The organism is Streptomyces specialis (genome assembly GCF_001493375.1).
GTDB lineage: Bacteria > Actinomycetota > Actinomycetes > Streptomycetales > Streptomycetaceae > Streptomyces > Streptomyces specialis.
In genome coordinates this window covers 22,546-43,180 of the sequence record NZ_LN929755.1, presented here as the reverse complement: position 1 = coordinate 43,180, position 20,635 = coordinate 22,546, and the positions used below count along the sequence as shown (strand labels likewise).

The 20,635-nt window shown below is 69.7% G+C and carries 20 protein-coding genes; 6 read left to right on the top strand and 14 right to left on the bottom strand.

What is annotated here, in order from left to right; all coding sequences use genetic code 11:
• Positions 1–38: 38 nt before the first annotated feature.
• Positions 39–2,174, bottom strand: a complete 2,136-nt coding sequence (locus tag BN2279_RS00210) for an ATP-binding protein (RefSeq protein ID WP_159037006.1) — start codon at positions 2,172–2,174, stop codon at positions 39–41.
• A 307-nt stretch (positions 2,175–2,481) separates the two neighbouring features.
• Between BN2279_RS00210 and BN2279_RS00205 the strand changes: the two genes are divergently transcribed.
• A complete protein-coding gene (locus tag BN2279_RS00205; protein ID WP_159037005.1) occupies positions 2,482–3,003 on the top strand; it encodes a hypothetical protein in 522 nt (173 codons plus the stop codon).
• Positions 3,004–3,089: 86 nt separating this feature from the next.
• On the opposite strand, the gene BN2279_RS00200 is transcribed toward BN2279_RS00205, so the two are convergent.
• A complete protein-coding gene (locus BN2279_RS00200; protein ID WP_059005639.1) occupies positions 3,090–3,371 on the bottom strand; it encodes a hypothetical protein in 282 nt (93 codons plus the stop codon).
• Between the two features lie 125 nt (positions 3,372–3,496).
• Here BN2279_RS00200 and BN2279_RS00195 point away from each other — a divergent pair, with 125 nt between their 5' ends.
• Complete coding sequence (locus BN2279_RS00195) at positions 3,497–3,886, top strand: VOC family protein (RefSeq protein ID WP_059005638.1); 390 nt, start codon at positions 3,497–3,499, stop codon at positions 3,884–3,886.
• A 27-nt stretch (positions 3,887–3,913) separates the two neighbouring features.
• Here the strand turns inward: BN2279_RS00195 and BN2279_RS00190 are convergent, their stop codons facing one another.
• The gene (locus tag BN2279_RS00190) at positions 3,914–4,381 is read right to left on the bottom strand and encodes a Pycsar system effector family protein (RefSeq protein WP_059005637.1); all 468 of its coding nucleotides are present in this window, start codon (positions 4,379–4,381) and stop codon (positions 3,914–3,916) included.
• 144 nt (positions 4,382–4,525) lie between these two features.
• On the opposite strand from BN2279_RS00190, the gene BN2279_RS00185 reads away from it, so the two are divergent.
• Together BN2279_RS00185 and BN2279_RS00180 are read left to right on the top strand one after the other, a co-directional pair.
• Positions 4,526–5,989, top strand: a complete 1,464-nt coding sequence (locus BN2279_RS00185; RefSeq protein ID WP_059005636.1) for a DUF6882 domain-containing protein — start codon at positions 4,526–4,528, stop codon at positions 5,987–5,989.
• 380 nt (positions 5,990–6,369) lie between these two features.
• Positions 6,370–7,614: an ABC transporter substrate-binding protein gene (locus BN2279_RS00180; RefSeq protein ID WP_059005635.1), complete on the top strand. Its 1,245-nt coding sequence runs from the start codon at positions 6,370–6,372 to the stop codon at positions 7,612–7,614.
• Positions 7,615–7,653: 39 nt separating this feature from the next.
• Here BN2279_RS00180 and BN2279_RS00175 read toward each other — a convergent pair whose 3' ends face one another.
• A complete protein-coding gene (locus BN2279_RS00175; protein WP_059005634.1) occupies positions 7,654–8,514 on the bottom strand; it encodes a 3-hydroxybutyryl-CoA dehydrogenase in 861 nt (286 codons plus the stop codon).
• A 97-nt stretch (positions 8,515–8,611) separates the two neighbouring features.
• The gene (locus tag BN2279_RS00170; RefSeq protein WP_059005633.1) at positions 8,612–9,286 is read right to left on the bottom strand and encodes a TetR family transcriptional regulator; all 675 of its coding nucleotides are present in this window, start codon (positions 9,284–9,286) and stop codon (positions 8,612–8,614) included.
• Between the two features lie 163 nt (positions 9,287–9,449).
• Here BN2279_RS00170 and BN2279_RS00165 point away from each other — a divergent pair, with 163 nt between their 5' ends.
• Positions 9,450–10,604, top strand: coding sequence for an acyl-CoA dehydrogenase family protein (locus BN2279_RS00165; RefSeq protein WP_059005632.1), 1,155 nt, complete (start codon positions 9,450–9,452; stop codon positions 10,602–10,604).
• Positions 10,605–10,675: 71 nt separating this feature from the next.
• Here BN2279_RS00165 and BN2279_RS00160 read toward each other — a convergent pair whose 3' ends face one another.
• The 9 genes from BN2279_RS00160 to BN2279_RS00120 form a co-directional block, all read right to left on the bottom strand.
• Positions 10,676–11,338, bottom strand: a complete 663-nt coding sequence (locus tag BN2279_RS00160; protein ID WP_059005631.1) for a class I SAM-dependent methyltransferase — start codon at positions 11,336–11,338, stop codon at positions 10,676–10,678.
• A 90-nt stretch (positions 11,339–11,428) separates the two neighbouring features.
• The gene (locus BN2279_RS00155; protein ID WP_059005630.1) at positions 11,429–11,911 is read right to left on the bottom strand and encodes a hypothetical protein; all 483 of its coding nucleotides are present in this window, start codon (positions 11,909–11,911) and stop codon (positions 11,429–11,431) included.
• A gap of 147 nt (positions 11,912–12,058) precedes the next feature.
• Positions 12,059–12,889, bottom strand: coding sequence for a helix-turn-helix domain-containing protein (locus BN2279_RS26885; RefSeq protein ID WP_079031680.1), 831 nt, complete (start codon positions 12,887–12,889; stop codon positions 12,059–12,061).
• Positions 12,886–13,410 carry a DUF6879 family protein gene (locus BN2279_RS00145; protein ID WP_059005628.1) on the bottom strand — a complete coding sequence of 175 codons (525 nt, stop codon included), beginning with the start codon at positions 13,408–13,410 and terminating at the stop codon, positions 12,886–12,888. The genes BN2279_RS26885 and BN2279_RS00145 overlap by 4 nt, the downstream gene beginning before the upstream one ends.
• Complete coding sequence (locus BN2279_RS00140) at positions 13,394–13,585, bottom strand: hypothetical protein (protein WP_059005734.1); 192 nt, start codon at positions 13,583–13,585, stop codon at positions 13,394–13,396. Before BN2279_RS00140 ends, BN2279_RS00145 begins: the two co-directional genes overlap by 17 nt.
• A gap of 296 nt (positions 13,586–13,881) precedes the next feature.
• Positions 13,882–15,057: a cytochrome P450 gene (locus BN2279_RS00135; protein ID WP_059005627.1), complete on the bottom strand. Its 1,176-nt coding sequence runs from the start codon at positions 15,055–15,057 to the stop codon at positions 13,882–13,884.
• Positions 15,058–15,911: 854 nt separating this feature from the next.
• Entirely contained in the window at positions 15,912–17,114 is a 1,203-nt protein-coding gene (locus BN2279_RS00130) for a helix-turn-helix domain-containing protein (RefSeq protein ID WP_059005626.1), read from the bottom strand.
• Between the two features lie 147 nt (positions 17,115–17,261).
• Positions 17,262–18,482, bottom strand: coding sequence for a helix-turn-helix domain-containing protein (locus BN2279_RS00125; protein ID WP_059005733.1), 1,221 nt, complete (start codon positions 18,480–18,482; stop codon positions 17,262–17,264).
• 203 nt (positions 18,483–18,685) lie between these two features.
• The gene (locus tag BN2279_RS00120; protein WP_059005625.1) at positions 18,686–19,432 is read right to left on the bottom strand and encodes a MerR family transcriptional regulator; all 747 of its coding nucleotides are present in this window, start codon (positions 19,430–19,432) and stop codon (positions 18,686–18,688) included.
• A gap of 176 nt (positions 19,433–19,608) precedes the next feature.
• Here BN2279_RS00120 and BN2279_RS00115 point away from each other — a divergent pair, with 176 nt between their 5' ends.
• Positions 19,609–20,598: an alpha/beta hydrolase gene (locus BN2279_RS00115; protein WP_199827578.1), complete on the top strand. Its 990-nt coding sequence runs from the start codon at positions 19,609–19,611 to the stop codon at positions 20,596–20,598.
• Positions 20,599–20,635: the final 37 nt, after the last annotated feature.

Genomic DNA, 20,635 nt, shown 5'->3' with positions numbered 1-20,635 from the left:
GACAAGCTCTTCCTCCTGTCGTGCCCTGGGGGCGTTGATCAGTCGCCGCCGACGGTCATCTCGGTGAACCTGGTCCGCGGACGCCCCACGACTGCCCGCCGCAGCCACGGCATCCGCAGGCAGCGGGTCGCGAGAAGGCGCACCGCGTCCGCCTCGGCCCGTTCGCCGGTGAGCAGCAGTGCCCGCGCGTCCGCGGCGGCTTGGCGCGCGGTGTCCCGGGCCTGACGCATCCGTCCCCCGAACAGGTGAAGGCGGGCCTGGGTGAGGCCGATACGGGCGAGCTGGCGCACGTCCCGGTGTTCCTCCGCGATGCGATGCGCACGCTGTGCCAAAGCCTCGGCCTCTCCACTGTCCCGCCGCAACAACCGGACCTCTGCCAAGTCCCGGAGGGCGTAAGCTTTCCCGCGCTCCCACGGCATCTGTTCGCACTCGTCAAGAAACCGGAGAACTGTCGCCTCACACGCGTCCAGGTCGCCGAGATGCCAGTGGGCGGCGCCGATAAGAGACAGAATGTCGATCATGTTGTTGGGGTCGCCGGCGTCCCGCGCCATATCGGCCGCATTCTCCGCCTCCACGACCGCCAGTGCCTCGGCCGCCTGATTGGCCCGGAACAAGCGGAACGCCTCGCACCGCAATTGCCGCGCGATCTCCCGGGGCGACCCGGCCCGCCGCGCGATGGCCAGGCCCAATTGGACCGCCTGCGCCGCCTGCTGGTTTTCGCCGCGGATCGCGTGCGTGGAGGAGACGACCGACAGCGCGAGTGACTGCTCCTCCGGAAGACCCAGCTCCTCGGCCGCGTGATAAGCGGTCCAGCCGAGTTCGATCCGGTCGTCGAACAAGCCCAGGGTGAAGAGGATGTCGTACACCGCGTCGAAGAGGTCGAGGCACAACCTGTACTCGCCAACGGCATCCAATTCACGGATGAGCGTGCGAATCGCCTGCACATGCCCGGCAGCTCCGGCGGCGTCCTCCCAGTCCGTCGAAAAGCGTTCGGCGAGGTAGGTGGCCAACTGGGTTCTCACCGCGGTCAGTAAACTACGGTCGGCCCGGCTGCGGACGAAGACACGTAAGGGCGCCGAGCATTTGTAAGCCGTCCGGTCCGGGTGCCCGGTCGAGGTGAGCAATCCGTCCGCCCACAGAGCGGCGAGCGCGGGATGCGCGTCGCGCTCCGGCATGGCGAGCGCGGCGGCGACCTGACTCGCGTCAGTGCCCTCGTCGAGATACGCGCAAGCGGTCAGGACGGACCTGCGCTCGGCCGGCATCTCCGACCACACCGTGTCGTACAGCGCGGTCGTCACCTGGCCCAGTCCGCTCTCCAGCTCGTGCAGAAACTGGGGAAGCGGGCCCGGGAAGCGGGAGCAGGCAAGGACCAGGAGGCCGATCGCGCGCGGGTTACCACCGACCAGCCGGTGGACGCGGTCGAGCTGTGCGCCGTCCGCCTGGACCAAGGCCGTGACACCGCGCCGGGCCGCCTCGCGCTCCAGCAACGCGCGGGCATCGGCAGGCGGAAGCTCCCGGACCTCGACGCGGGGGCCGTCCACCGCGCCGGCGGTGTTGGCGCTCACGATCGCGAGCGATCCGGGCGGCAGCGTGCGCAGGAACGGCGGCAACTGAGCGGGCGCGCCGTCCGGGACGCGTAAGTTGTCCAGGATCAGCACGCACGGATGTGAGGAAAGAAAGGAGCGGATGGCATCGGGCTTGTCGGCGGCGGACACGGCCGAAAGAGATCGTTCGCCGGTCATCAGCGACAAAGTTCTGGCCAAGTCGACCAAAGTCGGACATTGGTTGGCAGCATCCACCCAAATCAGAGTCTTAAACGGAACTGCGGGTTTTCTCCGGCGCCTCCCCATCCCTTCGCCCGTGGCCAGTCTGTGACCCACCTCCGTCGCCAGCGCGCTCTTCCCGACGCCGATGCCACCCTCAAGAGTGACCATGTATTCACCGCTGGCGAGATGACGCAACACCTGAGCTACTTCGTCGACGCGATCCACGAGTGGCACACGCGAAGGAAGAATCAGCCGGGGGCCGAGTGAATCGGCGGTCTGTTGTGCCCGACGCTCACGCCGGGAAGCGAGCAACGGTGGCAGGCCCAACGCGGCACCTGCCGCGCCGCACAGGGCCGTGGCAAGACCGATCCAGTCAACGGCATCGGCCATGCCTTCGGCGACGAGCACTTTTCCCCCCACGCGGACACGAGATGCGGCACTCAGGTGTACGGCCCGCCAGGCTAACATCAGATGTCAGTCATCAACCGGTGAGTCACGCAGTGAAAGCGAACTGTCCGTCGCCTCAATATGGTTGGTACGGTGACAATGGAGAAGTACCCCGTCCTGGACTCACCGAAAACCAGGGAGCCGGCCCCCGCGCGTAAGGGGCACGCGCTCGGGGTATATGCATGATTCGACCGGATGATCACGGGTTCCGGCATCTACCGCGTACATCGCCGGCCGCCGTGTGCCGGCGCGAGACTCGGAGCTGACAGTGTCGACACCGGACACCGCCGCACAGCGACGGCGGTCGGTCAAGCCATGGGCGTGGTTGCGCCGCAAGCGACGCGACACCCCCACCACCAGGGCGTACACCCTGCTGCTCGGCGGCCGGACCGTCACGGCCGGCCAAGTGGAGGCACATGTCGTCGCGTCGGCCGGCTACCACGCCCGGCTCCCCCTGACATCCCGGCTCCGTGGTGTGGCCGCCATGGCTGACGCGGCAACGGGTCCGGACACCGCGGCCCGGGAACGGCCGGCCGTGTACGTCGCCGCGGGCCCGGCCGGAACCCCGGGGTGGCGCAGGGCAGATGATCTGGCGATCGAGGCGCACGACGACACCGTTCCCGCGCTGCGCTTCACGAGCCGCAGTGGCAAGCCGCTGTCACCGGAGCTACACCATGCCGTGGAACAGGCCGGTCTGGTCCTCGTCGTCACCGAGACCGGCGCCGCGCGTTCCCGGCGCGCCCGGGGGGCGACGGGGTGGCGTGCGGTCGTGCTTCTTCCGGCGGTGTGAGGGGTGACTGACGGCTTGTCAGTGGCCGTGTCGCCAGGGGTGGAGCCAGGAGCGGCGGGTTCGGCGGGGGGGGGGGGGGGGGGCTCTTATACCCATCTCCGAGCCCCCGCGACAGGCACGAAAGGCTTTAGACGGTCGGCTTCGCCGCCGGGTGACGGGATCGGGATCCGGCGTTCGACCTCGGCGCGGATCTCGTAGTGGGAGTCGTGCGCGGTCGGCCGGAACGCCTCGTCGTAGGAGGCCATCGCGGCCCCGATGGCCGCTCCCGCGAGGCCCCGGCGCCGGACGAGGGACGCCACCCACGTGAAGAACCCCATGACGACGGCAAGTACGGCGACGAACACCGACAACGCCAAGAACGCGTCCATCCCGACACCCTAAGTCGGGCCCCCGCCCCCGGCCTTCTGTCGCGGCGGGTTCTCGCCACCCGCGTCGCCGGTCGTAGTGGGGAATCGCCGTGACGGCGGGCGCCGTTGGCGCGGAGGATGAGCGGGTGGCGCTTCTTCGTGACATCGTCTTCGACTCCGCCCACCCGGCCGCGGCGGCCCGGTTCTGGGCGGCGGCGCTGGACGGGTACGCCGTTGCCCCGTACGACGAGGCCGAACTCGCCCGCTTGCGGGCGCTGGGCATCAGCGGACCCGAGGACGACCCGACCGTGCTCGTCGAGCCGGCGGGGGCCGGCCCCCGCCTGTGGTTCCAGCTCGTGCCCGAGCGCAAGCGGGTGCGGAACCGGGCGCACCTCGACCTTCGCGCCATCGACGTGGAGGCCGAGACAGCCCGTCTGGCCGGCCTCGGGGCATCGGTTCTCGCCCGCCACGACGAGCACTTCGTGCTCGCCGACCCGGAAGGCAACGAGTTCTGCCTGTTCCGGCAGGACCCGTAGGCGTCACGACGGTGGCGCGGGCGGGTGTCAGGTGGTCACGGCGAGGAGTGAGGTGAGGGCGAGCAGGGCGAGGCCGACGAGCATGCAGTCGACCGCCGTGCGGATACGGCGGAACTTCCGGGTGGCCAGGGCGGCCATCTGCTGGGCGTGCTCCAGCAGATGGCCGGTGGCCAGCCGGTCGCGCAGTTGCTCCTTGCTCAGCTCCGGCCAGCTCGTCCAGCCCGTGCCGCCGAGGTCCGGGCGGACCGCGATCAGGAGGATCGCGGTCGCGGTCAGCAGCGCGGCGGCGCTGAGCGTTCCGGCGACGGCGGCGACCACGGACAGGTCGAGGCTCGCGGCGGCCGAGACCAGGGCCGCGAGCGCGGCCCCGGTGAGCGCCAGCAGGAGACCGGCCTTGCTGTCGGAGCGGGCCAGATCGCCGTGCAGGACCGAAATGGCGCCGTGGACACGGTCGTAGGCGCCCTCCGGCGGGGGTCCGGGTGGAGTGGTGGCCATCGGTGGGTCCTCTCCCTGGTGCCGGTCACTGTCGGCCCCCATTGCAGCAGCCGGAAGTCCGTTCCCGGAACGGGAGGAACCGGTGCGGCGGCTCGGGAGTCATGAGGTGAGTAACTGTTCCCTCCTGCCAACGGATTGCCCCTGATGACCGCTTCCTTCAGCGACCCGTTCCTCGCGCTCGTCCGCCCGCACCTCGCCTGGGCCTGTGAACAGCTCGATCTCTTCGAGTCGTTGGTGCCCATAGGGACCACCTCCTTCGACCTCCAGGAACCTTCCGTCACCCGATCCGGCGTGACGTTGCGCGCCCACATGATCGGCACGTACGCCCTGGACGGGACCTGGCTGTGGGCCTGGGGCAACGAGCACTACGAGGACACCCCCGCCGCGGCCAGGGCGCGGGAGCTGAGGGAGATCGGCGAACGGGCCGGGGTGCCGGAACTGACCGACGCCATGCTCGACTTCACCCCCTTCCACAACCCCCGCCTCGCCGCCGACCACATGCTGATCGCGTGCATCGGGCTGCTGGACGGACTCGGCGGCACCATCTGCGCGTTCAGCGAGCGCGGGCGGATGTTCATGGTGGTGGACGACCCGGCCGTGCCGCGCGCCGAGCCCAGGCCGCGGAGGCTGGAACGCGGACTGCGCAACGGGGCGGCCCTGTTGCCGGGGCCCGCGCTGAAGCCGGTGCAGGGCTGGTTCCGTCGGCACGGCGTCGAGCCGGAGTACGGTCCCGGGCGGGTGGCCGGCACGCTGGCCTCGGGCGACCGGCTGGTGGTCGGGATCGAGGGGGACGAGGTGACCGGCGTGGAACTCACCGGTGCCGACGGGGGATTGCCCCGGTCGGCTGCGGCGGGGGAGCAGGAGCTGATCGCGCCGCGCGCCGCGCGGGGGGCGCCGGAGCGGCTGTTCCCGGCGGCGCTGCTGCCGGTCGCCGCCCGCGAGATCGCGCTCTCCATCCGGCGCACGCGGGCGATGGTCACGTACGCCCGGGAGCATCTGGGGATGGTGGGCGAGCCGCCCCGGTGGGACGAGGAGGCGGGGGAACTCCTCTTCCCCGGAGGCGGGGTGGCGGCACGGCGGCTGGGTGCGTACGACCTGGAGGAGCGCTGGTTCGCGTGGGCGCCGGGGACGGACGATCTGCGCGCCCGGCTCCGCGAGGAGGCCGGAACCGGGGAGGAGCTGCCCGAACTCGCGGGCGGGCGGCTGGACCTGACGCCGTACGCGGCGCGCGAGTCCGTCGCGGTCACGCTCGCCCGCACGGCGGCGAACGCCTCCGGGTTCACGTTCACCTCACTCGGCAACGAGTTCTTCGCCGTGACGGACGAACGGCTGCCCGCCGTGCCCGACACCGATCCGCAGGCCGCGACGGAGGAGGTCCAGGCGGGCGCGAGCTGGCTGCACGGCATCACGGAGGCCGGGGTCAGGGAGGAGACGATGCGGTCGATGGCCACCGCGTACTTCGAGAGGCTCGGCCGCCCGGTGTGGCACTACGGTCGGCCGGAGTTCCTCAGCGGGGTGCTCGGGCTGTACGAGGTGCGGGTGTTCTTCGCGCCGGACGGGACGATCACCGAGGTCTCCTGGGGCATGCTCATGGCCCCCCGCGCCTGACGGCACCCGGCCCCGTGGCCGGTTCGTACGGCGCCCGCCCGTCGCAGGCACGACCGGGAGCGGACACGAACGGCGCCGACCGCCCCGCACCGTCCGACATTATCGAACATGGGTCGGATTGCCTCTGCCGCCCACCCTGGTCCTCCGGCGCGGGCGCCGCGCTCCCCGCCCGCCGGAGCGCCCGGAACCGGCGGCGTCCGCCCAGGTCAAGGTGCTTCCCTCCCGCAACGGCCCGCCCGGCACCCCGCCGCCCGTACCGCCCACGCCGCGGATCCGCCGCCGGGTGGTGAGTCGGCGATGCCGAACACAACTCTTGCCTGTGATCTCGCGCACACCTAGAGTTCGGCATCTCCTCACCCCCTCCGACGAAGGACGCGACCATGCACGTCAAGTCAGCAGCGGCGCTGACTGCCGCCACGATATTCGTCTCGGCGACCGCCTGTGGCCTGGGCGACGACTCCGGCGGCGACGGCGGGACCGTCACGGTCGGCGCCATCATGTCGATGTCCGGGATCTACTCGACGCTCGGTCCCGCGCAGAAGAACGCCATGGTGATGGGGGTCGAGGCGCTCAACGAGGCCGGATTCATGGTCGACGGCAAGCGCTACGAGATGCAGGTGGACTACGCCGACGACCGGTCGGACGCGGCCACCGCGGGGCTCGCCGAACTCCGGGAGATGATCGAGGTCCGCGAGGTGCCCGTCGTCGCCTTCGGGCTGGGCGCGGACGTCTACGCCGAGCAGATGGAACGCACACCGCTACCGATGATCAACATCCTGGACAGCGCCTACCCCAGCATCCTGGACCTGGACGAGCACTACTTCCGCACCCGCAGCGACTCCCCGAGCTACGTCCCGGGCTGTGTGTCCTTCGCCCGGGACCAGTTGGGCGTGGAACGGCTCTCGGTGATCACCGCGTCCGGCGAGACCTACGGCGAGGGCCTGACCCAACTGGTCACACGGTCCGCGCAACTGGAGGGCGTGGAGATCGCGGCGACCGCCGAATTCCCCCTGGACGCCACCGACTTCGGCAACGCGATCAACGAGGCCGTGGCCGCCGACCCGGACGCGGTCTACCTCAGCAGCGTCACCGCCGTGATCCTGCCCGTGCTCAAGCAGTTGCGCCAGTCGGGCTACGACGGCCCGGTCCTGCACAGCAGCGGCGTCAACCCCGACCAGGCGGAGGACATTCTCGGCGCCGACTTCAACTCGATCATGGAGGACAACTACGACTGCGCCGGCGCGCTGCCGGACACCTCCACCAACCCGGCCACCACCACGTTCGCCCGGGACTACCGGATCATGTACGACGAGTACCCGCAGGATCTGACGCTGTGGGCCTACGACTTCCCGTTCATCGTCGCCGAGGCCATGACCGAGGCCGGCACCACCACCGACCGGGAGGCGATCCTGGCGGCCCTGCACGAGATCGACATCCCCCTCGGCACGGTCAGCGGCTGGATCGCGGACGAGGAGGGCCACCTGTTCACCGACCGCATGGCCCGTACCGCCTCCGAGGTCACCACCTGGTGTCCGGCGGACCAGAGCCTCGCCAGCGCCATGATCTTCCGCGTCCGGGACGGCCGGGTCGACTCGCCGATCGTGATGAACGACCCCTGCGGCTGAGCCCGGCCGCCGGACCCGGCCGCCGCCGGACGCGGAACGTCAGGCGTAGGAGTAGAACCCCCGGCCGGTCTTCCGGCCCAGCCGCCCGGCCGCGACCATCCGGCGCAGCAGCGCGGGAGCGGCGTACAGCGGCTCCTTGAACTCCTCGTACATCGACTCGGCCACGGCCTGCGCGGTGTCCAGGCCGATGAGGTCCAGCAGCCGCAGCGGGCCCATCGGATGGGCGCAGCCCAGCTCCATGCCGCGGTCGATGTCCTCGGCGCGCGCCACGCCGGACTCCAGCATCCGGACCGCCGACAGCAGGTACGGGATGAGCAGCGCGTTGACGACGAAGCCGGACTGGTCGGCGGCCTGGATCGCCTCCTTGCCCAACTGCTCGACGGCCAGGCGGCGCGTCCGCTCCTGCGTGTCCCGGCTGGTGGTCAGCGCGGGGATCAGCTCCACCAGCCGCTGCACGGGCACCGGGTTGAAGAAGTGCATCCCGATCACCCGGTCCGGGCGGTGGGTGGCGACGGCGAGGTCCACGATCGGGATGGAGGAGGTGTTCGTGGCGAGGATGGCGTCCTGGTCCTCGACCACCTTGTCCAGGGTGCGGATGACGTCGGTCTTGATGCCCGGGTTCTCCGCGACGGCCTCGATCACGAACTGCCGGTCCGCCATGTCCCCCAGGTCGTGGGTGAAGCGGAGCCGGGAGCGGGCGGCGTCCCGCTCCTCCTCGGTGATCTTGCCCCGGGCGACCGCGCGGTCGAGGGAGGCGCCGACGCGCTCGCGCCCGGTGTCGGCGGCCTCGGGGGCGGCCTCGGCGACCAGCACCTCGATGCCGCGCAGGGCGGCGACCTCGGCGATACCGGAGCCCATCAGACCGCCGCCGACGACACCGAGACGAGAGACGGATTCCATGGGTTCTCCGTGGGGTTGAAAGGAAAGGGCGCGGTCGCGCCGCCGCCGGAGACCGGCGCCCTCAGCATATGGCACCGAGTGCTGAAAAAGAACGCACTCAGTTCCCTTCCGGGGGGCTCCCGCTCCCGGCCGCGGTGGCGCTCTCGATCTCCTGCACCACCCGCCACATCGGCACCCCGCGCCGCGAGACCACGACCACCACGTCATCGGGCGCCTCGGCGCAGCCGAACGACTCCCGCACGAACGCCAGCGCCTCGTCCATGGCGGCGGTCGCGTCCACCGTGGCGCCCGAACGCAGCCACGAGCGCAGCGCGTTGTTGTGCGCCGCGACCACGGCCGCCGCCACGACATCGGCCCGCAGCGCGCCGTCGGGCCGGTTGGCGAAGCGGGCCCGCAGGTATTCGGCGAGCATGCGCTCGTACCGCCACACCACGGACAGCTCGTGCGCCCGCAGCCCGGGGACCTGCTTGGTCAGCCGGTAACGCCGCACGGAGAAGTCCGGGTTCTCGGCGTACATCCGCAGCACCAGACGGGCCGCGTCGCAGACCCGGTCCACCGGCGCGCCCTCGTCCGGGTCGATGCCGAGCAGGCGGGTCATGTCGGCCAGGCACCGCTCGTGGTCGGGGAAGACCACGGTCTCCTTGGCGGGGAAGTAACGGAAGAAGGACCGCCGGCCGACCCCCGCGAGGGTGACGATGTCGTCGATGGTGGTCTGCTCGAACCCGCGCGAGAGGAAGAGCTCGAACGCCGCCTCGACGATGGCCTCCCGCATCGGCGGCTTCGGCGCCCCGTTCCCCGTCTCCTGTCTCCGGCCGCGCGTGTCGCTCATGGGGGGAACATAACACCGGGAATGACACGATGGCACTCAGTGTGCATAATCGGGGGTACTGAGTGCCATCCATGCCTTGTATACCCTCGTCGCCCCGGAGCCTCGCATGAACCAGGAATTCGACCTCTTCCGTCCGGCTGAGGAGCATGAGTTGCTCCGGGAGTCGGTCCGTGCGCTGGCGGAGGCGAAGATCGCTCCGTTCGCGGCGGAGGTGGACGAGGAGGGGCGTTTCCCTCAGGAGGCGCTGGACGCGCTGGTGGCGGCTGATCTGCACGCGGTGCATGTGCCGGAGGAGTTCGGGGGTGCGGGGGCGGACGCGCTGGCGACGGTGATCGTGATCGAGGAGGTCGCGCGGGTGTGCGCGTCGTCCTCGCTGATCCCGGCGGTGAACAAGCTGGGGTCGATGCCGGTGATCCTGTCGGGGTCGCCGGAGCTGAAGGCGAAGTACCTGGCGCCGCTGGCGGCGGGCGGGGCGATGTTCTCGTACTGCCTGTCGGAGCCGGACGCCGGCTCGGACGCGGGCGGGATGAAGACCCGCGCGGTCCGCGACGGCGACCACTACGTGCTGAACGGCGTGAAGCGGTGGATCACCAACGCGGGCGTGTCGGAGTACTACACCGTGATGGCGGTGACCGGCCCGGACAAGCGGACCCGGGGCGGGATCTCGGCGTTCGTGGTGGAGAAGTCGGACGAGGGCGTGTCGTTCGGGGCGCCGGAGAAGAAGCTGGGCATCAAGGGCTCTCCGACGCGTGAGGTGTACCTGGACCAGGTGCGTGTGCCGGCGGACCGGATGATCGGCGCGGAGGGCACGGGGTTCGCCACCGCGATGCGGACGCTGGACCACACCAGGATCACGATCGCCGCGCAGGCGCTGGGCATCGCGCAGGGCGCGCTGGACTACGCCAAGGGGTATGTGCGTGAGCGCAGGCAGTTCGGCAAGCCGGTGGGGGACTTCCAGGGGATCCAGTTCATGATCGCGGACATGGCGATGAAGCTGGAGGCGGCACGGCAGCTGACGTACGCGGCGGCGGCGAAGTCCCAGCGCGAGGACGGTGACCTGACGTTCTTCGGCGCGGCGGCCAAGTGCTACGCGTCGGACGTGGCGATGGAGATCACCACCGACGCGGTCCAGTTGCTCGGCGGCTACGGCTACACCCGTGACTACCCGGTCGAACGCATGATGCGCGACGCCAAGATCACCCAGATCTACGAAGGCACCAACCAGGTCCAGCGCATCGTCATGGCCCGCAACCTCCCATAGGCCACACAGGGCGAGACCCCCGTCCCGGTACGGACCGGGGCGGGGTCTTGTCGCTGTGCTCGGGCCGTACTTCAGGGCACCACCGCACGGGCGAGCAGAGTGCCGATGTGATCCTGCCGCGGAGCCTCCAGGATCTGTACGTCGGCTTCCGCGAATCCGGCCTTGAGCAGGAGGCTTTGCCACTTCCGGGGCGTGTAGCTGTACCGGTAGGTGTACATGGCCTTGCCCGCGAATCCCCCCTTGTACATGCCCTGTGGGCCGTACGCGCCCGGGATGGCCGGGGGCTGCGAGAACGCGAGCACGCCACCGGGATTCAATCGCGCGGCGATCAAAGGAAGTAGCCTCGCCGGATCGGTGAACCACACCGCCCCGAAGATCGAATAAACGGCGTCGTAAGTCTCCGTCTCGGTGCTCAGGTGCTCCAGCACCTCGGCGCACACGAACCGTGCTCCCAACGGCCCCCACCGCTCAGTGATGTTCGCGACCATGACGGGTGAGAGGTCGACGCCCGTTCCCTTCACGCCTTGCCGCACGAGATGAGCGAGTGCCCGCCCGGTGCCGCATCCGAGTTCCAGGGAGCTTGCCGGATCGCCCAGCACTTCGGGACCGGGCCCGTGCCCGGCGTACTGCGTCCAGCAGAAAACGGGATCGGAGTCGAACACCTTTTCTCTGCTGCTCTCCGCGAAGGCGTCCCAGAGTTCACGTTCGCTGTCGATGTTGTGTCGTGCGGGCAACGGAGGGCTTCCTCTGTGTCGAAGTGGGCCGGCGGGTGCCCCGCCCCTCGCGCGGAGCTGGGGGCGGGACAGGGGCGTGCCGGTCCCATGTCAGTGGCTGTCGGGGACCTTGCTGTCACACGGTGAGCAGTCGGACGCGTCCACCTCCCACAGCTCGTCATCCACGGCGAACCCGTTCCCGCGCAGCAGTTCGGCCGTGCGCGTCACCGTGCCGTCCCTGCGACGCTCGATCAGCGGGGCGTGATGCTTGTACCGCCCGCCGTTGTACTCCTCGCACAGGGCGAAGTACAGCGGCGTGTCGAGGATGAGCTGATGGACACCGATGTCCACGGTGTACCCCACGCCCATGTCCACTCCGGGATTCTCCATGGCGGTGATCAGGTACGCGATGCCCTGGCCGAGGATGCGCTCGGCCAGACTGCGGACGGCCACGCTGTCCCGGAGCAGAAGCGCCACCTCGCGCTCCCACAGGTCGGGCACGCCCACGTCCGTGACCAGATGCGGGACACGGCCTTGTGCCGCGTTGAGGATGATGCGCGGATCGCGGATCCGCGTCTGGACTGCTGTGCTCATGCTGTGTCGCCTCCTGCTGCTGTGGAGTGCGTGCCGGGACAGGAACTGGTGGGCGTCACCGCTGTCCATGTGATCAGCCGCTTCGGCTCTGTGAGCCCCGCTGTCCCTCACCGTGGTCTCCATGTTCCGCGAGCTGTGGCTGAGCTTCTAGCCTGTTTCCTGTTCCTGCAAGAAGTTGTCGCGGATGTCTTCGATGAGATTCCGCATGTCTTCGCCGACCAGGGCTGCCCGGTGAAAACCTTCGAACTTGTCAACGTAAAGATCCACGTCTCGTGGATCAGTGACGACGACCTCGGCGTGAACTGTTTCCACGGTCACCATGCGATCGTCGCGGATGACGAACGCATGGTTGGCGATGTCCTGTTGCTGAGCCTCCAGGGGAACTACACGGATATCCACATGGGAGAGTCGTGAAAGGGAAGCGACACGGTCGAGCTGTGCAGCCATCATCTGAGGTGGCACGATGCGCCAGCGCAGAACTGGTTCCGTGATGATGAACCGCAGTGATTTTGTGTTGTCGTAGAGAACTTCTTGCCGTTCAAGTCGGCCATTGACTGTTCGGTTAAGTGCGTCCTCACTGAGATCATGGCGTCGCAGAATCGCCCGGATGTACTCGGGGGTCTGGAGAAGTCCCGGAACTAGTGCGGGCTGAAACAGTCGCAGTGTTGACATCTGGGCTTCCAAGGCCTGGGCGGCCTGCTGGCCCTTGTGCACCCCCATGCGCTTGAGCAGACGCCATGCTGTCGCCTCCGTCGCTGACGCGCGTGCGGCCTCCGTGTACTCCGCCTTGACCTCGTCCGAGACGCCAATTGCGGTCAGGATGCGCTCTACGTCCGTCGCGCTGGGCGCCAGCTTCGCATTTTCGATCTTGGACAGTTTGGACGGAGACATGAGAGCGCTGCGGGCCACCGCCTTGGCTTCCTTTTCGGATGCCACTCGCAGCGCCCGCAGCGCGGCCCCAAGCTGTGCCCTGTTCACGCTCCGTGCTTGGCCCACCATTCGGTGAACGGTTCCGCGTGCGCGAGTGCCGTGTCACGGAACCTGGTGAATTCAGTCGCCTTTTCCGGCCGCAGTACTTCCGAGCCGAGGTACTTGCCGGCCTCGTCGTAGTGCATCACGGCCACGGACTCGGAGTCGAAGAACCAGAAGTCCGGGACGTTCTCCAGCGGGTTGGGCTTACCGGTGGTGTCAAGGATGAAGAACTCCTCACCCCCTGTCATATTTTTCCAGTAGCCCCATCCCAGCTCGAAGCTAAGATATTCTGTGAGTGGGCGCGACAGTATGTGCACCCGGTAAATGCGCCTCCCCTTCTCGGTATGGGAGCGGAGTTCCTCCACCCAGCCTTCGTTGTAGTCGTCCGGCTGCGGCTCCCCGGCCAGGAATGCGCGATAAGCGTCGACGTTCCCGGACTTGCTGTAGTCGTCCAGGGTCTCCAGGCGAAATGCCTCACGCTTGAACGAGTCGAACAGGTCGCCGAGGGTTTTAGACGAGGTTGTCACGGATGGCCTTCTGGATCAGTTCCATCGGAATTTCGACCAGGCTCTCGTGAGCGGGAATCCGAAGCCCGTGGTTCGTCGGCGTCTCACCCTGTACCAGGAGGGTGCCGCGATCCGTTGCGTAGATCGTCGGGCAGTCCTTGATATCGCATGTGCTGACCAGCTTGGTGACCTTCATGGTCTGGGTTCCCTCTCCCATGCCGTTGCCAGTACCCCGCACCCTGTGCTGATGCTCCCGAGGGCCGGGCGCATGGGTCAAGCGATCACGGTTGACGGGACAGGAAACCGCGTGAACTGCCCCCAGCCTGTTGGTCTGCCGCGCGGCCGATGACGGTGCTTCCGGTGCGGCCCCTACCTGGGCAGACCACCGACGAGCATGGGGAAGTGTTGGGGAGGCCCCTTCCGGGAAGGGCGAAGGCGCCAACCTGGCCCGCAACCTGCCCTGACCACATGCCTGTTCTCCCGGACTCCCCGTCACCAGGTGACGGGGAGTTCGAGGGCGCGGCAGGTGAGGGTGCCGTAGGCCAGGGTGATGTCGTCGGCGGGGACGGCCAGGCGCAGGTGGGGGAAGTGGGCCAGGAGCGTGGAGAGCATCTGCCGCAGCTCGACGCGGGCCAGTTGCTGGCCCAGGCATTGGTGCGCGCCGTGGCCGAACGCCAGGTGGGACGTGGTGCGGGGCCGGGTGATGTCGAGCAGGTCCGCCCGGTCGAAGCGGCCGGGGTCGGTGTTCACGGCGGCGAGGCTGACGGTCACCGTTTCGCCGGCCCGGATCGTGTGGCCGTCGATCTCGATGTCCTCCAGGGCGGTGCGCACCGGTCCGTGCCGCACGACGCTCACGCAGCGCAGGAGTTCCTCGACGGCCGGGCCGATCAGCCCGGGGTCCGCGCGCAGCGCGGCGAGTTGTGGGGGGTTGGTCAGCAGCGTGTAGACGCCGAGGCCGAGTTGGTGGGCGGTCGTCTCGCGGCCGGCGATCAGCAGCAGGAAGGCGAGGGAGGTCAACTCCTCGTCGGTGAGCCGGGCTTCGTGGTGCACCAGTCCGCTGAGCAGGTCGTCGCGCGGTTCCGCCCGCTTCCTCACCACCAGTTCGCCCAGGTAGCGGGACAGCCGGCGGAACGCGGCGGCGCGCCCGTCGGCGGAGGTCGTACCGTCGTCCCAGATGGTGGCGTCGTGGCGGAAGGTCTCCCGCTCGGCGGCGGGGACGCCGAGCAACTCGCTGATCACCAGGGCCGGGATGGGCAGGGCGAAGTGTTCCAGGAGGTCGGCCGGGGGGCCGGCCTGCCGCATGCGGTCGGCGTGCTCCTCGGTGACCCGCGCGATCCACTCGGTCAGTGCGCGCATCCGCCGCACGGTGAACTGGCCCGTGAGCAGACGCCGGTAGCGCAGGTGCTCGGCGCCGTCGTGGAGAGCGAACATGCCGGGCGGCCCGGCCGGCTCCGGCGGGGTTCGCAGCTCGGCCCGGGAGCTGAGGTGGGGGTGGGCGAGTACGGCGCGCGCGGTGCTGTATCCGGTGACCAGCCAGCCCGGGTGCCCGTCGGGTCCGGACATGCGCTGGATCGGATGCCCGTTCGTCAGCCGATGGATGCGGGCCGCCGGGTAATGGACCACCCCTTGCACCGCGGCATGGGTGAGGAATTCTTCTGTCTCGGACATCGCGGTGTCCCTCTCTTCCGCAGCGGCCCAGGGATACGCCAACTCCGCCTGCATCGACGGCTGTTGAGTCGGACGTTCCCGCTCTGACCCGCACAACGAGAGGCTTGATCGCGCGATACGAAGAGCGTTTCAAACCACTCGCGGGTGCGAACGCCGTCCCGTCTCCTTGACCATGGCGGGGTCCCGGCCGCCGGTTGGCAGCGGTGGGCGGCCGGGTCCCCTCGCGGCGTGTCCGGTTACCGGTCGGACGGCCGCCTTCCGTCCCGGGGTTGTCAGCTACCGGGACGGGCAGCCCTCGTACGGGCGCGCGGGGCGGAGCGGTTCGAGCGGACTCCGCGGGCGCCGGCACGAGGGGGCTTCTACGCGACCGGGCGGGAACGCGCACCCGCTGCCCGGCACCCGGGCCAGGGCCCGGTGGAGCAGGGCGGTATCGGTCAGGCACGACCCGGCCGGGGCGGTGAGCCAGTGCGGCTCACCCGCACGCCACCCGGCCGGCGGCACCGCCACCGCCTCCCCCCGGCGCAGGACCACGACACCCGCGCACCCCCCCCCCCCGTCCCCCCCCCCCCCCCCCCCCCCCCCCCCCCGCCCCGCCACGCACGCCGCCCCCGACACCGCACCACCACCACGGCATCGAAGAAGGCACCCGCCGGCAACGTCCGCACCCCATCCCCCTCACCCGGCATCCACGCCGGACAAGACACGAACGAACCCCGGCCGGACCCCGGGAAGAACTGAGCTGCGACCATATCCCTGCTCTCCAGTGAGCTGTCGTGCACTGACAGTCACCAGACTGGCGGAGGGCAAGGCCGCTGGTGTTCTCGCATCGGGAACATTCCCGGCGGCGCCTCGCGCTACATGCCCACCCAGGCCGCCAGAGCCGAAAGCCCCTGGGGGGCCCGCCTCTGACGGCGCACCAGTACGCCGATGGTCTCGCGCATCAGCGGGTGATAGCGCGCCTGCTGCGGCGCCACCTCCCGAGCCCGGTGCAGCGCCTTCTCCGCCTGCGGGTGGCGGCCCATCTGGGCGTAGGCCCGCGCCATCTCGATGTGGTAGCGACCGACCCGCATCCTGGGATGCCGGGGCGGGAAGCGCAGGTCCCTGGCCTCTTTCATCGCGTCGCCCAGGCGGCCGAGTTCGACGGCCGTGGCGACCGCGAAGTGCTGCACGTTCGTCAGCCCGAACGACCCCCAGTAGACGTGCGGGACATCGTGGCCGATCGCCCTCGCGGTACGCCTCGCCTCTTCCATGTATCCCTCGACGGTGTCGCTGTCCTTCGCCTGCGCCGCCGCGATCGCCCCGGCCAGGTGCAGGCTGCCCTCCACCGCGAGGGCCGGGACGCCCTTGGGGGTGTCGTGCTGCCCGACGAGGTGCAGCCCGCGGTCGAGGACCCGGCGGGCCATGACGTTCTCGCCTCGGCGCAGCAGCATGGAGGAGCGCTTCGTCAGCCGGGTGGCGAGCAGCAGCGGGTCCTGGGCCTGCTCGCCCATCCAGCCCATGCGTTCCAGCGCGATGGCCGCGAGCTGGTGGTAGCCGAGGCGGTAGGCGAACTCGTACGCCACCCAGTACAGCCACGACAGCGCCCCGGCCGCCCGCTGCCGCTCCGCGCCGTCGAGCAGGCTCACGGCGGTGGTCAGTTCACCGAGCAGGCCCGGCAACTTGTCGCCGACGCCCTTGTATTCGGTGGCGCACGTCTGCGCGCACAGCGCGTCGACGTCGGCCGCGATCACGTCCAGCGGGCGCGGCGTGATGTCCGGGTCCGGGCCCAGGTCGTACATGTCGAGCGCGTCGGACAGCGGGGCCACCATGCGGTCGAGCCGGTCCTGCCGCAACTCGTCCATGTACGGCTGCCCGTTGAGCACGGCGATGTCGACTTCGAGCGCGCGGGCGACAGCCGCGACGATGGTCGGCGTGGCCGGGGAGAGCCCGGCTTCCACCTTGGCGATGGTGCCACGAGCGAGAAACGCCCGCTGCGCGAGGCCGGCTTGAGTGAGCTGCCGGAGCTTCCGGTAGTCGGCGATGCGCGCCCCGGTGTGCTCGTCAGCAGGGTGAGGCATGCTGAACTCCGTTCCGAACTAGGCATTCAGGACGGTACCCCTCCCCCCGGGGACGGAACAGCGGACAACCCCACGTTGCCCCGGCCCCGAAGGAGCACGACGGCTGTGCGCGCATCACAGGAACAAGCGCGGGTCAGGGAAGGGAAATCAGTCGTGCAAATGGAAGCGGTCCGACATCCGGCGGAGCTGTTCGGACGTGCTCGGTCGTTCGCTGTTTCGGATCGTGCGCAGGGTCGCTCGTGCGATCGGGTGGTTCCGGATGAGCTGTGGGGCGGTTGCCTCCGCCTTCTCCAGTTCTCTCAGCGCGCGTGCGCGCTGCCCTGTCCAGAGGTAGGCCCGCGCGAGGTCGAGTTGGTAATGACCGCGCCGGGATTTCGGCAGTGTCCGCACCGCTGACGTGTCCATCTGCTCGTGCTGACGCAGCGCCTCGTCCTGGTGGCTCATCTCCAGCTCCACGCTGACGCCGTGGATGGCGACGTTCGCGGCGCTGAAGGTGAGGCTGTGCCGGTCGAACCGGGGGGTGTGCCGCGCTGCCAGGTCGGCGGCTTCGCGGGCCTGGGCGATGCGGTGCCGGGCTTCCGCCTCGCGTGCGCCGCGCGCGGCGGAGACCGCGGCGCGGAGGTGCAGGGCTCCCCAGACCCGCACGGCCAACGGGTCGCCCCGGCGGTACTCGGGCTCGATGGTCAGCAGCGCCTTGTCCGACAGGGCGACGGCGTCGGCCCAGTCCGCGGTGGCCCACATGTCCCACACCCGCATCCAGTCGGCCACCGCCGGCATCAGGAGGTCGCCCGACCGCTCGGCCGCCCACGCCGCCCGTTCGCAGGTCATGGCGACGAGTTCCGGATGTCCCAGGGCGTGGGACGCGGTGTGGCCGAACTTGCAGGCGATGGCGTAGATCGCGTACGCCTCCTCGCGTTCGTGGCCCGAGGAGGCTTCCGCCAGGGCGCGGGCCTCGCGCAGCAGGTCGGGCAACGCGGTCAGGATCCTCGTGTTCTGCGCGTTGTCGCGCAGTTCGTGGAGCCGCGCCGTCTGTGCCCACAGGGCCTGGGCCGACCGGGGTGGCCCGTCGAACACCGGCGCCAGATCGTAACGGCGCAGCTCTCTTATGATCGACGCCGCCGACACCTGCCATTGATTGGCCGCCGGGGTGCCGTCGTAGGGGCGGTCGATCAGCTCGTTGGGGTGAATGTGCAGTACACCGGCGATGGCGTTGATGACGCTCGTGCGGTCCAGTTCGATGAGCCCCTGTTCGACCTTGGACACCCATCCCTGGGTGTAGCCGAGGCCGGCGGCGACATCGGCCTGGGTGAGCCCGAGCCGAAGGCGTGCGGCGCGCATCCGCTGACCGATGCTCAGTGCCTCGTTCATCGTCACCTCACCGGTCGTCCGGACATGATGAGGTGCGGGGGAGTGCCCTCGGGCATGCTGGTCTCCATCGTTGTCCTGCGGTAGCACTCAGGACGGTACTCCTGGCCTCCGCCGGGGGAACAGCGAGTGACTCCGTGCGTGCCCCCGTACGAGGAGCCAGGGTCCGCCGCCCCCGCCGGTTGCCGGTTGGTGGTGTCCCCTCGTCAGTCGGTCAGGTGCCGCTCCGCGTAGACCGTCAGGGCGTCGCGGACGAACTCGGCCGTGCCCGGGGTGTGCTGGTCGTACAGGGTGGTGAACCGGGGGTCGGCGACGTAGAGTTCGCCCAGCCCGATGACGTACGAGCGGCTGACGCGGACCGGGCCGGACAGCCAGTCGCAGTGGCGGCGGGCGATGTCCTGCACCGTGTCGTCGTCCGGTGCCTTCCCGGCCCGGAACGCCGAGGCGAAGTCGGCGGAGATCGCGGCCTGTTCCGCCTTGAAGTCCCGCTTCTCGTCCTCCGTCAGGGACCGCCACCAGCGGTCGCCGTTGACGTAGGCGTCGCGGCCCCAGCGTTCGGTGACCTCCTGCTCGTACTCGGTGTGGTCGAACCCGTCGAGTACTTCCTCCGGCATGAGCCGTTCTCCTCTCGTCGTCTTGTCGAGAGTGGTCCGCACCGCGGCGATCTGCCGGCCGATGCGCTCGCGTTCCCGCTCCAGCAGCTCCAGGTGCGTCCGCAGGGCGGCGGCGGTCTCCCGCTGTCCCGCCAGGACCTCGGCGATGGCGGGCAGCGAGAGTCCGAGCTGCCGCAGCAGGAGGATCCGCTGGAGACGCACGAGCTCGTCCTGGCCGTAGTAGCGGTAGCCGTTGGCCCCGACCCGGCTCGGAACGAGCAGGCCCAGATCGTCGTAGTGCCGCAGCGTCCGGCTCGTGGTGCCGGCGCGCCGCGCGATGTCCTGGATCGACCACTCCATGAGAAGAACGGTAGAAGTTGACGTTACGTAAAGGTCAAGCTCGTTCTGCGGAGAACGTGAAGTGACCGCGCTTTCACCAGCAGTGGGGGAGACGCCAGTCGGATAATGCCATTATCTTGGTCGGCGGCCGCGTCGTCGCGGTCGAGAGCGTGCAACTTCCTGACCAGGAGAGCATCGTGAACATCTATCACCCCACCCGCAGAGGTCTGCTGCGCGCGGCCGGCGGGATCACCGCCGCGACGGCCCTCAGCGGCGCGACCATCCTCGGGACGGCGTCGGCCGCCAACGCGGTGCAGGACGGCCACGGGCTGCGCATCGTGGACCGCAACGAGAGCGACGCCCGCATGTGGTACTACCGGTTCGCGACCGACGCGATCGAGTGGGACCCCGGCGTCAACGTCCTGCTCCCGGACGGCTATCACACCAGCGGGCGCACGTACCCCGTCCTCTACCTGTTCCACGGCGGCGGCACCGGCGCGGACTTCATCTCCTTCGACCGCCTGGGCATCCGCGAGCTGACCGCCGGCAAGCCGATCATCGTCGTGATGCCCGACGGCGGCCACGCCGGCTGGTACTCGAACCCGGTCAGCTCCAACACCGGCCCGCGGAACTGGGAAACGTTCCACATCGACCAGTTGAGGCCGTGGATCGAGGCCAACTTCCGGACGTACGCCGAGTACGACGGGCGCGCCGTCGCCGGGTTCTCGATGGGCGGCTTCGGCGCCTTGAAGTACGCGGCCAAGTACTACGGCCACTTCGCCTCGGTCAGCGCCTACTCCGGCCCGGCCAGCCTGCGCCGCGACGGCGGCCTGGTCGTCCACTGGGCCAACCTGTCCTCCGCGACCGTGGACCTGGCGGGCGGCACGGTCTACGGCGCGCCGTTCTGGGACGAGGCCCGGGTCAGCGCGGACAACCCGGTGGAGCGCCTGGAGAGTTACCGCAACAAGCGGATCTTCCTGGTCGCCGGCACCAGCCCCGAACCGGTCGACTGGTTCGACACCGTTCAGGAGACGCAAGTCCTCGCGGGGCAGCGGGAGTTCCGCACTCTCCTCACCAACGCCGGCATCCCCCACGAGGGACACGAACGGCCCGGCGGCCACGTCTTCCGCCCGGACATGTTCGCCATCGACATCGACGGCATCATCGCCCGCCTCCGCAAAGCCTGACCCACCCCCGAGCCGCACAGCCCACCGGGGCGGGCGA

Excerpts from the sequence above, each read along its gene's own strand:
- BN2279_RS00200 (WP_059005639.1), bottom strand. The coding sequence starts at position 3,371 with ATGGACGCGTTCTTGGCGTTGTCGGTGTTCGTCGCCGTACTTGCCGTC.
- BN2279_RS00190 (WP_059005637.1), bottom strand. The coding sequence starts at position 4,381 with ATGGCCACCACTCCACCCGGACCCCCGCCGGAGGGCGCCTACGACCGT.
- BN2279_RS00185 (WP_059005636.1), top strand. The coding sequence starts at position 4,526 with ATGACCGCTTCCTTCAGCGACCCGTTCCTCGCGCTCGTCCGCCCGCAC.
- BN2279_RS00180 (WP_059005635.1), top strand. The coding sequence starts at position 6,370 with ATGCACGTCAAGTCAGCAGCGGCGCTGACTGCCGCCACGATATTCGTC.
- BN2279_RS00175 (WP_059005634.1), bottom strand. The coding sequence starts at position 8,514 with ATGGAATCCGTCTCTCGTCTCGGTGTCGTCGGCGGCGGTCTGATGGGC.
- BN2279_RS00170 (WP_059005633.1), bottom strand. The coding sequence starts at position 9,286 with ATGCGGGAGGCCATCGTCGAGGCGGCGTTCGAGCTCTTCCTCTCGCGC.
- BN2279_RS00165 (WP_059005632.1), top strand. The coding sequence starts at position 9,450 with ATGAACCAGGAATTCGACCTCTTCCGTCCGGCTGAGGAGCATGAGTTG.
- BN2279_RS00155 (WP_059005630.1), bottom strand. The coding sequence starts at position 11,911 with ATGAGCACAGCAGTCCAGACGCGGATCCGCGATCCGCGCATCATCCTC.
- BN2279_RS00140 (WP_059005734.1), bottom strand. The coding sequence starts at position 13,585 with ATGAAGGTCACCAAGCTGGTCAGCACATGCGATATCAAGGACTGCCCG.
- BN2279_RS00135 (WP_059005627.1), bottom strand. The coding sequence starts at position 15,057 with ATGTCCGAGACAGAAGAATTCCTCACCCATGCCGCGGTGCAAGGGGTG.
- BN2279_RS00130 (WP_059005626.1), bottom strand. The coding sequence starts at position 17,114 with ATGCCTCACCCTGCTGACGAGCACACCGGGGCGCGCATCGCCGACTAC.
- BN2279_RS00125 (WP_059005733.1), bottom strand. The coding sequence starts at position 18,482 with ATGAACGAGGCACTGAGCATCGGTCAGCGGATGCGCGCCGCACGCCTT.
- BN2279_RS00120 (WP_059005625.1), bottom strand. The coding sequence starts at position 19,432 with ATGGAGTGGTCGATCCAGGACATCGCGCGGCGCGCCGGCACCACGAGC.